Below are 13,128 nucleotides of genomic sequence, written 5' to 3'. Positions count from 1 at the left end.
GGTTAGGTTGCAAAAGCCTTACAGAAACACGCTTTTAAGAATTTGCGTTGTAGAGTTTCTGAAGACGCCAAAAAAACAAGAAAACGAATTACAAACTACTTTTACCAAAAACACTTGGATTCATTCTTCATACCAAGCTAAAACTTGCCGCACCGCTTGGTCAACTGATAAGTCAGAGGTATCCAAGGTTTTGGCTCCTTCTGCTATTAAGAGGGGCGCATTTTTGCGGGATTGGTCCCGTGCATCACGCTCTTCTAAATCTCGCAGTAAGTCTGCCATATTAGCAGAAAATCCCTTAGCTATCAACTGCTTATACCTTCGTTGGCCGCGCGCCAGTACGCTCGCGGTGAGGTAGACCTTAAGGCTGGCATCAGGGAAAATCACACTACCCATATCGCGCCCATCAGCCACCAAGCCTGGCAATTGACGAAAACTGCGCTGCAAACCCACTAAAGCGGCTCTAACCTCAGGATGAATCGCTACTTCCGAGGCCCTTTTGCCAATTGACTCCGCCCGAAGAGCGCTACTAACATCCGCCCCATGCAGTAAAACTAAGCCATCCTTGAAGGAAATTGACAGTGTGGCAGTAAGTTGCCCTAAAGCAACAGCGTTGGTGGAACTTAAGCCCACTCGCTCACTGGCCAGTGCCACTAGACGATATAAGGCGCCACTTTCTAAATAATGGAATCCCAAGGCCTGGGCGACCAATATCGCTACCGTCCCCTTGCCCGAAGCAGTGGGGCCATCGATGGCAATGACGGGGGGTAAAGATGGCATGAATTAAGTCTTAAATCAATTAAGTGAGGTGCTTGGTGAGGACGGCAAAATAATCAGGGAAGGTTTTTGCTACGCATGCAGGATCATTTATTTGAATTGCCTTTGGACCGAAGCTGGCTAATGAAAAACACATGGCCATGCGATGATCATCGTAGGTATCGATTCCCGCAACTGGTGAACGCCAATTTGCGCGTGTGGTTGGCGGCCGAATACACAAATAATCATCCCCTTCCTCTACGGTTGCTCCTAATTTTTGTAATTCTTTTGCCATCGCTGCAATGCGATCGGTTTCTTTTACCCGCCAACTAGCAATATTATTTAAGCGAGTTTCTCCTTCAGCAAATAAGGCAACTACCGCTAAGGTCATCGCTGCATCTGGAATCGCCGTGCAATCTAAGGTAATGCCTTGTAAGCGACCTGAGGATGTTTGTACTCCAGCCACCTCAAGCCAATCGGCGCCTTGATGAACTATCGCCCCCATTTGCGCCAACGCGGCCACAAATGCGACATCACCTTGGATACTATCGCGACCGACTCCCAACACCCGCATCGGACCCTTAGTAATGGCACCGGCTGCTAAAAAATAGGATGCTGATGAAGCATCGCCCTCAACCAGAACTGTGCCAGGGCTTTGGTACGCTGTGCCCTTAGCTGCGGGAATTAAAAAAGTATGGTCATCGGGACACTGCACAACCGCTCCAAATAAAGCCATCATCTTGAGGGTAATCTCAATGTAGGGACGAGAAATTAATTCACCGACCACTTCAAGTCGAATGGCTTGTTTTGCCACTAACGGTAATGCCATCAACAAGGCCGTTAAAAACTGACTCGAAACATCACCACGAACTTGCACTGCTGCAGGAATTGAAATCGCAGCTGGATTAATTTGAATGGGTGGATAACCTTCTGTACCAAGATATTCAATCTCTGCGCCCAGTTGACGTAAGCCATCCACCAAATCGCGAATGGGGCGTTCATGCATTCTCGGCACTCCCGATAAGCGATATGAACCCCCTTGTACAGCTAAAGCCGCCGTTAATGGGCGAATAGCAGTACCCGCATTACCCATCATCAAATCAGCTTGCTTAACAGGAAAGTGCCCGCTACATCCCTGCACCGTACAAGCCAACTCAAAGACCTGATCGGTGACCTGTAAACCCAAAGTGCGCAGGGCTTGCCGCATCACTTGCGTGTCATCAGCATCCAATAAATTTTGTAAACGGGTTTCTCCGCTAGCTAAAGCTGCTAAGAGCAAAGCGCGATTAGAGATACTTTTAGAACCGGGCAATTGCACTGTTCCACTAGCTTGGGTAAAGGGGCCCAATTGAATCATGGGAGCTTGACTAAGCTCAGTCATTCAGACCCAGTCCATTTTTGGCGTGCCTCACTCGCTTTAATAAATAATTTTTCTAAGGCAGCGCCGTCGCTATTGGCAATTAAATCGCGTAAGTGTTTTGTTATAGCAAGATATTGATCTAATTCATGCAAGATGGCTGCCCGATTAGCCAAACAAATATCACGCCACATTTCAGGACTAGATGCAGCTATGCGGGTGAAATCACGAAACCCACCGCCCGCGTGGCCTAACTTCTCAGCTGCATCTTCCGCATTCATCACGCTTAACATCAAGGCATAAGATAAAACATGAGGTAAGTGTGATACAGCAGCATAAATAGCGTCGTGTTGGATTGCTGAAATCAGTTTTACAGTTGCGCCTGTAGCACTCCAAAATTGTTTAATTAAATCTAAATCGGTCGCAGAATTTTCTTGTAAGGGGCAAATAATGGTTTGCTTTCCCCTAAACAAATCGGCTTGCGCAGCTGCTGCGCCATGTTGCGCGCCCCCAGCAATTGGGTGGGCCGGAATAAATTGGCAAGCTTTTTTGCCCAAGACTTCTTTTGCGGCCAAAATAATATCGCTCTTAGTACTGCCTGCATCGGTCACTAAGGTATTGACTTGTAAGATCGGCTCGAGGGCAATAAAGCAGGCACGCATTTGCGCAACGGGCATGCATAAAACAATAATTTGCGAGCGCGCAGCAGCCTCAGGAAGACTTACTACCGCATCAATCGCACCCATTGTTAATGCTTGATCTAAATTAGCTTGACTACGCCCCACCCCCAAAACTTCTGTTACGCAACCCGCTTTTTTTAAAGCTAAACCAAGTGAGGCACCAATTAAGCCCACCCCAACAATCGTTACCGTTCCAAAATGGGCTTGACTCATAAGATGGCGCGTAAGGCTGCAATAAAAATGGCGTTTTCTTCAGGCAAGCCAATTGAAATTCGCAACCATTGCGGTAAACCATAATTACCAACCGGTCGCACAATAATGCCCCGCTTAACCAAAGCTAAATTCACTCGCACGCCCGCACCTTCATCGTCGCCTACCCTAACTAAAACAAAGTTACCCGCTGAGGGCAGAAAGGGCAAATTGAGTTCGGTGAATGCTGCAGTCAACTGCGCATAACCAGCGCGATTCAAATCGTAACCACGCTGTAAAAATTCCGTGTCTTGCAAAGCCGCAATCGCCGCAGCTTGGGCCAAACTATTCACATTAAATGGCTGGCGAATCCGATTGAGTAAATCGGTTAACTCGGGTTGTGCAACGCCATAGCCAATTCGTAATCCAGCCAAGCCATAGGCTTTAGAAAAACTTCTTGATACCAGTAAATTGGGAAAGCGCTTAACCCAGTCAATCGCGTTATAACGCTGTTCGGGACTTAAGTATTCGTTGTACGCCTCGTCCAACACCACCACCACATGACTAGGTACAGCGCTTAAAAAAGCTTCAATTGCCGATGCACTTAAATAACTACCCGTTGGATTATTCGGATTGGCAATGAAAACTAACCTGACTTTAGATTTACCTAATGACTCGGTATTGTTAACTGCTGCAAGCATGGCAGTTAAATCATGCCCATAATCTGCCGTGGGTGCAACTTCAATAGCCTGCGCGCCAACGGCTTGCGTTGCTAATGAATAGACCGCAAAAGCATGTTTAGAAAAAATAATGGTGTCGCCTGCTTGGGCTACTGCTCGGGCCGCAAGCTCTAAAATATCATTGCTGCCATTCCCCAAAGTAATCCAATCGCTAGGAACGCCGAGGCGATTAGAAAGAACTTCCTTCAGCTCAAAGCCATTGGAATCAGGGTAGCGACCTAAGTCACTTGCTGCACGAACCATTGCATCCATTGCCGACTGCGGCATACCGAGGGGATTTTCGTTCGAGGCTAGTTTGACAATCTTGCTTTCATCTAGACCATATTCCCGTGCTACCTCGCTAATAGGCCGGCCGCCAATATAAGGTGCAATAGCCTGCACATGTTGTAAACCCAGTTGGGCAGTCTTCGTAATCATCGTCAATTAAACCGTAGCGCGAGGATAAGAACCCAGCATTTTATAAAATGCTGCTAGCGCCTGTAAATCGCTAAGGGCTAAAGCAACTTGGGCATCTTCAGCATGACCCGCAATATCAATAAAAAAATGATATTCCCAAGTGCCCTTACGCGCGGGACGAGACTCAAAGCGCGTCATTGACACCCCATGTTGGGCTAGCGGCGCTAATAAGCGATAAACCGCACCGGCTTGGTTATCCACCGATAACACTAAAGAAGTTTGATCGTGACCCGTTGCCTGGCAAGTATGCCGACCAATAATGACAAAACGGGTGCGATTGTGCGCATCATCTTGAATATGCCCTGCATTCACTTGCAAACCATAAGCAATTTGAGCAGGATCACCGGCTATTGCAGCCAAAGTGGGATCGAGTGCAGCCATGCGAGCCGCCTCAGCATTGCTACTGACGGCCTGTCGTTTGAGGTTTGGAGTATGGGCAGTAAGCCATTGCTGACACTGCGCTAAAGCTTGTGCATGTGCACAAACCGTGGTTACTCCAGCAAGCAAGCCTGTCTTGGTAAGTAAATGGTGACGAATCGGCAAAACTACTTCGCCACTAATTTGCAAGGGCGAATCTAAGAGTAAATCTAAAGTTCTAGAAATTGCCCCTTCACTCGAATTTTCTACAGGCACCACGCCAAATTGCGCTGCCCCCTTTTCAACCGCCTTAAATACCTCATCAAGGCTATTGCAAGCAAGGCCTTCAATCGAACTTCCAAAAGCGGCCTCAGCTGCTTGCTCTGAAAAAGTTCCTCTTGGACCTAAATAGGCAATCGTTTGCTTAGCTTCTAAAGCCCGACAGGCAGACATAATTTCTCGCCATATGGCCGTAATGCCTTCCGCATGCAAAGGGCCCTGATTCGATTGCAGCAAATTAGCAATCACTTGTAGCTCGCGTTCAGGCCGAAAAACTGGCGAAGCGGCCTCGCCTTTAATGTGCCCAATCTCCTGCGCGGTACGAGCGCGCTTAGACATGAGCTCAAGAAGCTTGATGTCGAGAGCATCAATTTGCGCTCGCAAGGGTGCAAGGCGTTGATCTTCCGTTGCCATTAATTAAGCCAATCTTTCAAATTCACGCATAAATTCAATTAGAGTCTCGACACCTTTTAAGGGCATCGCGTTATAAATACTAGCGCGCATCCCTCCCGCTGCCTTATGACCCCGCAATGCTGCTAAGCCATTTTCACTCGATTGCGCTAAAAATGCAGTATTTAATTCTTCATTTTTTAAAAAGAAAGTGACATTCATCCGCGAACGTACCGATTTTTCGACGCGATTTTCGTACAAACTACTACCATCTATAAAATCGTAAAGTAGTTGGGCTTTTAGTTGATTACGCTTGGCCATTACGGGGACACCGCCTTGTTGAATCAACCATTTAAATACCAATCCTGCCATATAAATTGAAAAGGTCGCTGGGGTATTAAACATCGATTGATGATTAACTTGTTTAGCCCAATCAAATACCGAGGGCGTTATTTGCATTTGGTGGCCGATTAAATCGCGCCGAATAATCACTATCGCCGCCCCCGCTGGACCAATATTTTTTTGTGCTCCGGCAAAACAAACACCACAGCGTGACACATCGAACTCTCGCGACAAAATATTACTGGAGATATCGGCAACGAGGGGAGCATCACCCACCTCTGGAATCGTTTGAAACTCCACTCCACCAATGGTTTCATTTGCGCAGTAATGCACATACGCCGCATCACTCGATAATTGCCAAGTCGCTCGATCGGGAATCGAGCGGTAATGATCTGCTACTGAAGTGGCCGCTAAATGGGCAACCCCATATTTTTCAGCCTCTTTAATCGACTTTTCCGACCACACCCCTGTGACAATAAAGTCGGCTTTGGGCCCATTGGGAGCTAAGGACATGAGGTTCAGAGGAATCGCCGCATTTTGACCAATACCGCCCCCTTGCAATAACAAAATTTCGTAGTTATTGGGAATGTGCATTAAGGCACGTAAATCTTGCAAAGCCTCTTCATATACTGCCATGAACTCTTTGCTGCGATGGCTAATTTCCATCACGCTTGTGCCAAGACCATGCCAATTTAATAATTCATCAGCTGCCTGCTGCAAGACTTCGGCAGGCAAGGTTGCGGGCCCCGCTGAAAAATTAAAGATGCGGTGGTCAAACGTCATGTTGGTGAGTTAATTAGCCCAAGACAGGCTAGTTACCCGCATCATCATCAGGCACATCAGACCCCGTATCTAGCGTGCCTTCGCTCACCAGCCCACCATCTGCATCGACCTCTTCGCCATCATCATCGGTATCGCTCTCAGCAATGCGCTGCAGACCTGATAAACGGGTGCCCTCGTCGACATTAATTAAGGTAACGCCCTGAGTAGCTCGGCCCATCTCCCGAATTTCAGCAACCCGGGTGCGCACTAAAACACCTCCCGTTGTAATCAACATAATTTGATCATCTGGGGAAACCAAAGCGGCTGCAACTACTTTGCCATTTCGCTCGGAAGTTTGAATCGCAATCATACCCTTGGTACCGCGGCCGTGACGGGTGTATTCCACGATAGGTGTGCGCTTACCAAAACCATTTTCGGTAGCTGTTAAGACACTACCCTCGGTAACTTCTGCAGCTGTTTCAGCAGGCGCTACCAACATGGCAATGACCTGCTGGGCGGCGGCGAGGTTCATACCCCTTACCCCACGCGCAGTTCGGCCCATGGGACGCACATCATTTTCATCAAAGCGAACCGCCTTACCAGCATCCGAGAACAACATCACATCATGCTTACCATCGGTAATTGCTGCGCCAACCAAGAAATCGTTTTCGTTTAAATCAACCGCAATAATGCCGCCTTTACGGGGATTAGAAAAATCAGATAAACGCGTTTTCTTGACGGTTCCCAAGCTAGTGGCCATAAAGACAAAGTGATCATCCTGATAACCCTTAATTGGCAAAATAACAGTGATCTTTTCGCCCTCAATTAAAGGGAACATATTCACAATCGGTTTGCCGCGCGAAGTACGACTACCTTGCGGTACTTCCCACACTTTTAGCCAATACATCCGACCCCGATCGGAAAAACATAAAATCGTGTCATGGGTATTGGCAACAAATAAGGTATCAATCCAATCTTCGTCTTTTGTCGTTGCGGCCTGTTTACCGCGACCCCCCCGTTTTTGTGCCCGATATTCGCTTAAAGGCTGGCTCTTCATGTAGCCGGTATGCGAAAGGGTCACCACCATATCAGTAGGCGTAATTAAATCTTCCGTGAATAATTCCGTCGCATTCATTTCAATAAAAGAGCGCCGCCCTGAATCACCACCAGCAATACCAAATTCAGCTTGCACTTCTTTTAATTCTTCCTCAATAACCTGCGTGACCCTTGATGGCTTGGCTAACAAATCGAGCAGATCGGAAATTTCAGTCATGACCTCTTTATATTCCGCAACAATTTTGTCTTGCTCAAGACCAGTCAAACGCTGCAAGCGCATTTGTAAAATTTCTTGCGCCTGACTATCGGATAAGCGATACAAACCGCTGGCTTGCATGCCATACTCGGGCAATAAACCATCGGGGCGGTAAGCATTACGACCGCCGGGAGTGTCGGTTTCAGCGCGCGCTAACATCTCGCGCACCATGGCAGAATCCCAAGGTTTGCTCATTAATTCTTGTTTAGCAACCACCGGATTTGCCGCGGCTTTAATGAGTACGATGAACTCGTCGATATTCGCCAATGCAACTGCGAGTCCTTCAAGCACATGGCCGCGATCGCGAGCTTTACGCAATTCAAAAATCGTCCGCCGCGTAACTACCTCGCGTCGATGCTGTAAAAAATATTCCAGCATCTGTTTCAAATTGAGCAGGCGTGGTTGGTTATCAACCAAGGCCACCATATTCATCCCGAAGTTATCTTGTAGCTGAGTGCTCTTGTATAAATTATTGAGTACGACTTCTGGCACCTCACCGCGCTTAAGTTCAATAACAACCCGCATGCCTGATTTATCAGACTCATCACGTAAATCGGAAATGCCTTCAACTTTTTTCTCGTTGACTAATTCAGCAATGCGTTCGAGTAAATTCTTTTTATTTACCTGATACGGTAACTCATCAACAATGATGGCTTGGCGTGAACCCTTATCAATATCTTCAAAGTGGGTTTTAGCCCGCATCACTACCCGTCCTCGGCCTGTACGGTAACCTTCACGCACGCCTTGAACCCCATAAATAATGCCCGCAGTAGGGAAGTCGGGGGCGGGCACGATTTCGATTAACTCATCAATAGTGCAATCGGGGTTATGAAGGACATACAAACAAGCGGTGATCACTTCATCTAAGTTATGGGGGGGGATATTCGTAGCCATACCCACGGCGATGCCTGAAGAGCCGTTAATCAGTAAATTGGGTACTTTGGCAGGCATGATCAGGGGTTCGTGTTCGCTCCCATCGTAATTAGGCCCAAAATCAACGGTTTCTTTATCTAAATCGGCTAAAAGCTCATGGGCGATTTTGCGTAAGCGAATCTCGGTATACCGCATTGCCGCGGCATTATCGCCATCCACTGAACCAAAATTGCCCTGGCCATCAACTAACATATACCTTAGCGAGAAATCTTGAGCCATTCGGACAATAGTGTCGTAGACCGCAGAATCGCCGTGCGGATGATATTTACCGATGACATCGCCAACTATACGGGCAGATTTTTTGTAAGGACGATTCCAATCGTTGTTTAATTCATACATCGCGAAAAGGACCCTGCGGTGGACCGGTTTTAGACCGTCACGTACGTCTGGCAAGGCTCTGCCGACTATGACGCTCATGGCGTAGTCCAAATAGGACCTCCGCATTTCGTCTTCTAGGGATATTGGTAGTGTTTCTTTAGCGGCTTGTTCCATATCGAAATAATATCATCTAGAAGACCCATAACTTGTGCTAACATTCTGGTCAGATTGTAAGAAATTTAGATGTGTCGCCTTGCAAAAGCTTAATAAAGCAAAGCGAAACGTGTGAGTTTGACATTATTTTAAAGTGATTTTTGAGGACAAAAAATGAACAAAACCGTAAAACTATTGCTCGCTTCTGTAATTACCATTTCAGCAAGCTCGGCTATGGCCCAAGGTAAAGACAACTGGGCTAACTCAGATGGCACCATACCTTGGAAAAACTCCGATGGCACACTGTGCTGGCGCGATAACAACTGGACACCCGCTTCAGCAATGGCAAATTGTGATGGCTGGATTGCTCCTAAGCCTCCTGCTCCTGCTCCTGCTCCTGCTGCTGCACCTGCTGTAACCCAAAGCAAAATCACTTTACAAGCCGATACCTTGTATGACTTCGATAAATCAACATTGAAGCCAGAAGGCAAAGCTACTTTAGACAAAATTGCTGCTGATTTAAGCAAAATCAAATTAGAAGTCATCATTGCTGTTGGTAATACCGATAGCATTGGTACTGATGCATACAACATGGCTCTTGGCCAGCGCCGTGCGCAATCAGTTAAAGACTATTTGGTTAGCAAAGGTGTCGATCAAAGCCGTATCTATACCGAAAGCAAAGGCAAGAGCAACCCAGTTGCTAGCAATGCTACTGCTGAAGGACGTGCTAAGAACCGCCGTACCGACATTGAAGTTGTAGGAACAGCTGCTGTTAAGAAGTAAGCGCTTCTCTCGCAAAAAAGCCCGGTTAATCCCGGGCTTTTTTGTTTCCGCTATATTCGTAAATTTGGAAGTCTAGCTCTCTAATTCCTCTTTTCACTCGTCTATAAATATATGAACGTCAATCAATCTGAAATAGCTAAATTTAGCGCTCTTGCCCATCGCTGGTGGGACCAAAATAGCGATTTCAAACCCTTGCATGCTATAAATCCATTACGACTGGGCTGGATAAAGTCTTTCGTCGAACTGAATGATCAACGTGCTTTAGATGTTGGCTGTGGTGGCGGCATTTTGGCTGAAGCCTTGGCACAATCGGGTGCACAAACGACTGGCATTGATTTATCGGAAAAGGCCCTAAAAGTGGCTGAGTTACATGCGCTTGAAAGTGGCGCACAAGTAAATTATCAAGCCATCTCTGCCGAAGCACTTGCGCTAACTGAGCCCGAAAGTTTTGATGTAGTGACCTGCATGGAAATGCTCGAGCATGTACCCAGCCCTGCTTCAGTGGTCCATGCCTGTGCAACACTAGCTAAGCCTGGAGCCACCTTATTTTTTAGCACCCTCAATCGCAACCCAAAATCGTATTTATTTGCCATCATTGGGGCCGAGTATTTACTGCGTTTGCTACCAAAAGGTACTCATGACTACCGTAAATTTATTACGCCCTCTGAATTGGGGCGCTTTGTGCGTGATGCAGGGCTTGAAATCATTGACATTAAAGGTCTTAGCTACAATCCGCTTACGCAAATTTATAGCCTTAGTGACGACACTTCTGTTAATTATTTAATTGCGACGCGTAAAGCTTCTAAAAACTAGGGGTAATGATTTGGCCCATAGCCCGTTCGCAGGAATATTTTTTGATTTAGACGGTACGCTTGCTGATACTGCGCCTGATTTAGTTAATGCTGCCAATTTATTACTCATTGCCCGTCAACTTCCACCAAAGCCTTATGAAGAAATGCGTCCCCACTCATCTGCAGGTGCGCGCGGTTTAATCCAATGCGCCTTTGGTATCGATACCAAGCATCCTGACTTCATTCCTTTGCGCGATGAATTTTTTATTAATTACGAACAAGCGCTATTAGTCCATAGCAGCATCTTCGAAGGTATTCATGATCTATTAAATACCTTAGACGATGCCAAAATGCCTTGGGGTATCGTTACCAATAAAAGTGAGCGCTTTACGCATCCATTAACTGAGCTCATGGGTTTACGGCATCGCGCTGCCTCCACCGTTTCAGGAGACACGACTGCCCATCCAAAACCCCACCCCGCGCCATTGCTGCATGCAGCAGAAATTGCCCAAGTGGACCCCAATAAATCCCTTTATGTCGGTGATGATATTCGCGATATCGTCGCTGGTAAAGCCGCTGGAATGAAAACCGTCGCAGCCGCCTATGGCTACTGTGGTTGTGCTGAACCCCCGCAAGACTGGAGCGCTGACTTCCTCGTCAATGATCCTCGCGAGCTACTGGCGATCGTCTTTCCCAAATAAGGTGCAATTTCTTTAGAAGCGCTTTAAAATAGTCGTCCCAACGTTTTTAATTCGGGGTCGACATGGTTTCGACGTGGATTACAAAGCAGCAAGGGCATACCGAGGACCCGTTATCTCGTAAATCAATGGGAATGTAATAACTGCTAACGACGAACGTTACGCACTAGCCGCTTAAATGCGGTTGCCCCTGAACTGATTCTCTCTTGGGTCAGGTAGCGCAAGCTACATCAGGGTCATTTACAAGAGATAAGATCATCTCGTGTCACGAGGGGTGATACGAAAACTAAGTGAATCGCGATTGCATAGCGTGTTGGTTCGCGGTGCAATGGTTAAATTAAATAACACAACTAAGTATGTAGAACTTGTTGTAGAGGATTTGCGGACGCGGGTTCGATTCCCGCCGACTCCACCATTATTAGTAGTAGCATTACCTAGCAACAGCAACTAACCCCTTACGGAATAAAGCCTTAAGGGGTTTTTGTTGTCTATTGGTATCTACTACACGTTTCTTTGTTCGTGACTATCAAGGGTTCGCAAGCCACCCCTTTGGGGTGCCTTTGACGGAATGACGTTGTTATTTAACCTAAAACCCCTCCTTCTTATAGCTATTTGATACCTATGGGTATCAATTTATTGTATTAATTCATACCTATAGATTACAATTAGGCATATTAATTAATACCTATAGGTATCAATATGAACAAGAAATTCGCTAACTTACAACTCCATCAAATGGATTCTGCCCTTACTAAGTTAAGGGATGCTCATCCCCCAAGCCGCCCAGGCAATGGGTGGGTTAAGGCTATCCGTGAATCTTTGGGTATGTCGGCCTCTGCGCTGGCTCGCAAGCTGGGGGTTACGCCCCATAGCATAGCCAAGCTTGAAAAGGCTGAAGCTGATGAAAAGATCACCTTAGCTAGCCTGCGCAAGCTGGCTAGCGCCTTAGATTGCGAGTTGCAATACACCTTGGTGCCACGCAAGTCTTTAGAAGAAATCTTGGAAGATCGCGCCATTACGATTGCGCGGGAGCGATTGCGCCCTATTTCTCATTCGATGAGTCTTGAGGATCAGTCGGTAGACAAGTCCGCCAGTGAAAAGCAACTGCAACTATTGGCAAAAGAGATTTTGGACGGGCCTAGAAGGAATTTATGGTGATGCAGTTTGAATATGCGCCAGGAGCCACTCCGATTGATCCGGATGAAGCTCTTGACCTCATTCCAAAACACATTAGCACTCAAGCCGATTTAAATGCTTGGGAAGAAATGAATATAGTCGAAGGCGCAAATTGGATCGCGCGTCAAAAGATCATTCAATGTTTGGATGAGGGGTTGGTACGTGAGATGCATAGCCGAATGTTTAACAAAACATGGCTCTGGGCTGGTACGTTCAGAAAAAGTGCCAAGAGCATCGGTATTGACTGGACTCAGATTGCTGTTGCTCTTAAGAATCTCTTAGATAACACCGCTTATCAAATTGAAAATCAAGCAGTACCCATTGATGAAATCGTAGTGCGCTTTCATCATCAGCTACTATTAATCCATGCATTTCCAAATGGCAATGGCCGTCATGCTCGCTTGATAGCGGATGCTTTAATCGTCAACCTTGGTGGTAAAAGATTTTCTTGGGGTGGTAACACTTCAATCGCCACCCTAGGTCTCACACGCCAAAACTACTTATCAGCCCTACGTGCCGCAGATAAAGGCGATATCACACCCTTAATGCTATTTGCTAGGCAATAAAACTAAATTCCCATATGCCTAGATGTTGAGCGATGCTATCCATTGGCTCTTCTAAGCTAGCTACTGGCGCCTCTGAAGTAGGGGTGTACTACA

At 46.7% G+C, this 13,128-nt stretch carries 12 protein-coding genes and 1 other RNA gene; 6 read left to right on the top strand and 7 right to left on the bottom strand.

Features of this window, described 5'->3' with window-relative positions:
• Positions 1 to 120: 120 nt before the first annotated feature.
• Genes cmk through gyrA form a run of 7 tightly spaced genes read right to left on the bottom strand, consistent with a single transcriptional unit; the run spans position 121 to position 9,042 of the window.
• Entirely contained in the window at positions 121 to 777 is a 657-nt protein-coding gene (gene cmk / locus LZG75_RS08935; protein WP_233937286.1) for a (d)CMP kinase, read from the bottom strand.
• A gap of 19 nt (positions 778 to 796) precedes the next feature.
• Entirely contained in the window at positions 797 to 2,134 is a 1,338-nt protein-coding gene (aroA, locus tag LZG75_RS08930) for a 3-phosphoshikimate 1-carboxyvinyltransferase (protein WP_233937285.1), read from the bottom strand.
• Complete coding sequence (locus LZG75_RS08925) at positions 2,131 to 3,003, bottom strand: prephenate dehydrogenase/arogenate dehydrogenase family protein (RefSeq protein ID WP_233937284.1); 873 nt, start codon at positions 3,001 to 3,003, stop codon at positions 2,131 to 2,133. Before LZG75_RS08925 ends, aroA begins: the two co-directional genes overlap by 4 nt.
• The gene (gene hisC, locus LZG75_RS08920; protein WP_233924172.1) at positions 3,000 to 4,136 is read right to left on the bottom strand and encodes a histidinol-phosphate transaminase; all 1,137 of its coding nucleotides are present in this window, start codon (positions 4,134 to 4,136) and stop codon (positions 3,000 to 3,002) included. The genes LZG75_RS08925 and hisC overlap by 4 nt, the downstream gene beginning before the upstream one ends.
• Positions 4,137 to 4,142: 6 nt before the next feature.
• Positions 4,143 to 5,225: a prephenate dehydratase gene (gene pheA / locus LZG75_RS08915; RefSeq protein WP_233924171.1), complete on the bottom strand. Its 1,083-nt coding sequence runs from the start codon at positions 5,223 to 5,225 to the stop codon at positions 4,143 to 4,145.
• A 3-nt stretch (positions 5,226 to 5,228) separates the two neighbouring features.
• The gene (serC, locus tag LZG75_RS08910; protein ID WP_233924170.1) at positions 5,229 to 6,326 is read right to left on the bottom strand and encodes a 3-phosphoserine/phosphohydroxythreonine transaminase; all 1,098 of its coding nucleotides are present in this window, start codon (positions 6,324 to 6,326) and stop codon (positions 5,229 to 5,231) included.
• A 28-nt stretch (positions 6,327 to 6,354) separates the two neighbouring features.
• Positions 6,355 to 9,042: a DNA gyrase subunit A gene (gyrA, locus tag LZG75_RS08905; RefSeq protein ID WP_233924169.1), complete on the bottom strand. Its 2,688-nt coding sequence runs from the start codon at positions 9,040 to 9,042 to the stop codon at positions 6,355 to 6,357.
• Positions 9,043 to 9,195: 153 nt separating this feature from the next.
• Between gyrA and ompA the strand changes: the two genes are divergently transcribed.
• From ompA to LZG75_RS08875, 6 genes are all read left to right on the top strand, one after another.
• Positions 9,196 to 9,804: an outer membrane protein OmpA gene (gene ompA / locus LZG75_RS08900; protein WP_233937283.1), complete on the top strand. Its 609-nt coding sequence runs from the start codon at positions 9,196 to 9,198 to the stop codon at positions 9,802 to 9,804.
• Between the two features lie 111 nt (positions 9,805 to 9,915).
• Positions 9,916 to 10,617, top strand: coding sequence for a bifunctional 2-polyprenyl-6-hydroxyphenol methylase/3-demethylubiquinol 3-O-methyltransferase UbiG (gene ubiG / locus LZG75_RS08895; RefSeq protein ID WP_233937282.1), 702 nt, complete (start codon positions 9,916 to 9,918; stop codon positions 10,615 to 10,617).
• A gap of 10 nt (positions 10,618 to 10,627) precedes the next feature.
• Entirely contained in the window at positions 10,628 to 11,296 is a 669-nt protein-coding gene (locus LZG75_RS08890) for an HAD family hydrolase (RefSeq protein ID WP_233937281.1), read from the top strand.
• Positions 11,297 to 11,349: 53 nt separating this feature from the next.
• Positions 11,350 to 11,708, top strand: a transfer-messenger RNA (tmRNA) gene (gene ssrA, locus LZG75_RS08885).
• Positions 11,709 to 11,992: 284 nt separating this feature from the next.
• Complete coding sequence (locus tag LZG75_RS08880) at positions 11,993 to 12,451, top strand: mobile mystery protein A (protein WP_233937280.1); 459 nt, start codon at positions 11,993 to 11,995, stop codon at positions 12,449 to 12,451.
• Entirely contained in the window at positions 12,445 to 13,035 is a 591-nt protein-coding gene (locus LZG75_RS08875) for a mobile mystery protein B (protein ID WP_233937279.1), read from the top strand. The genes LZG75_RS08880 and LZG75_RS08875 overlap by 7 nt, the downstream gene beginning before the upstream one ends.
• The last annotated feature ends 93 nt before the right edge of the window (positions 13,036 to 13,128 follow it).

It is taken from the genome of Polynucleobacter sp. IMCC30063 (genome assembly GCF_021395235.1).
Taxonomy (GTDB): Bacteria; Pseudomonadota; Gammaproteobacteria; order Burkholderiales; family Burkholderiaceae; genus Polynucleobacter.
This window is presented reverse-complemented; position numbering and strand designations above follow the sequence as displayed.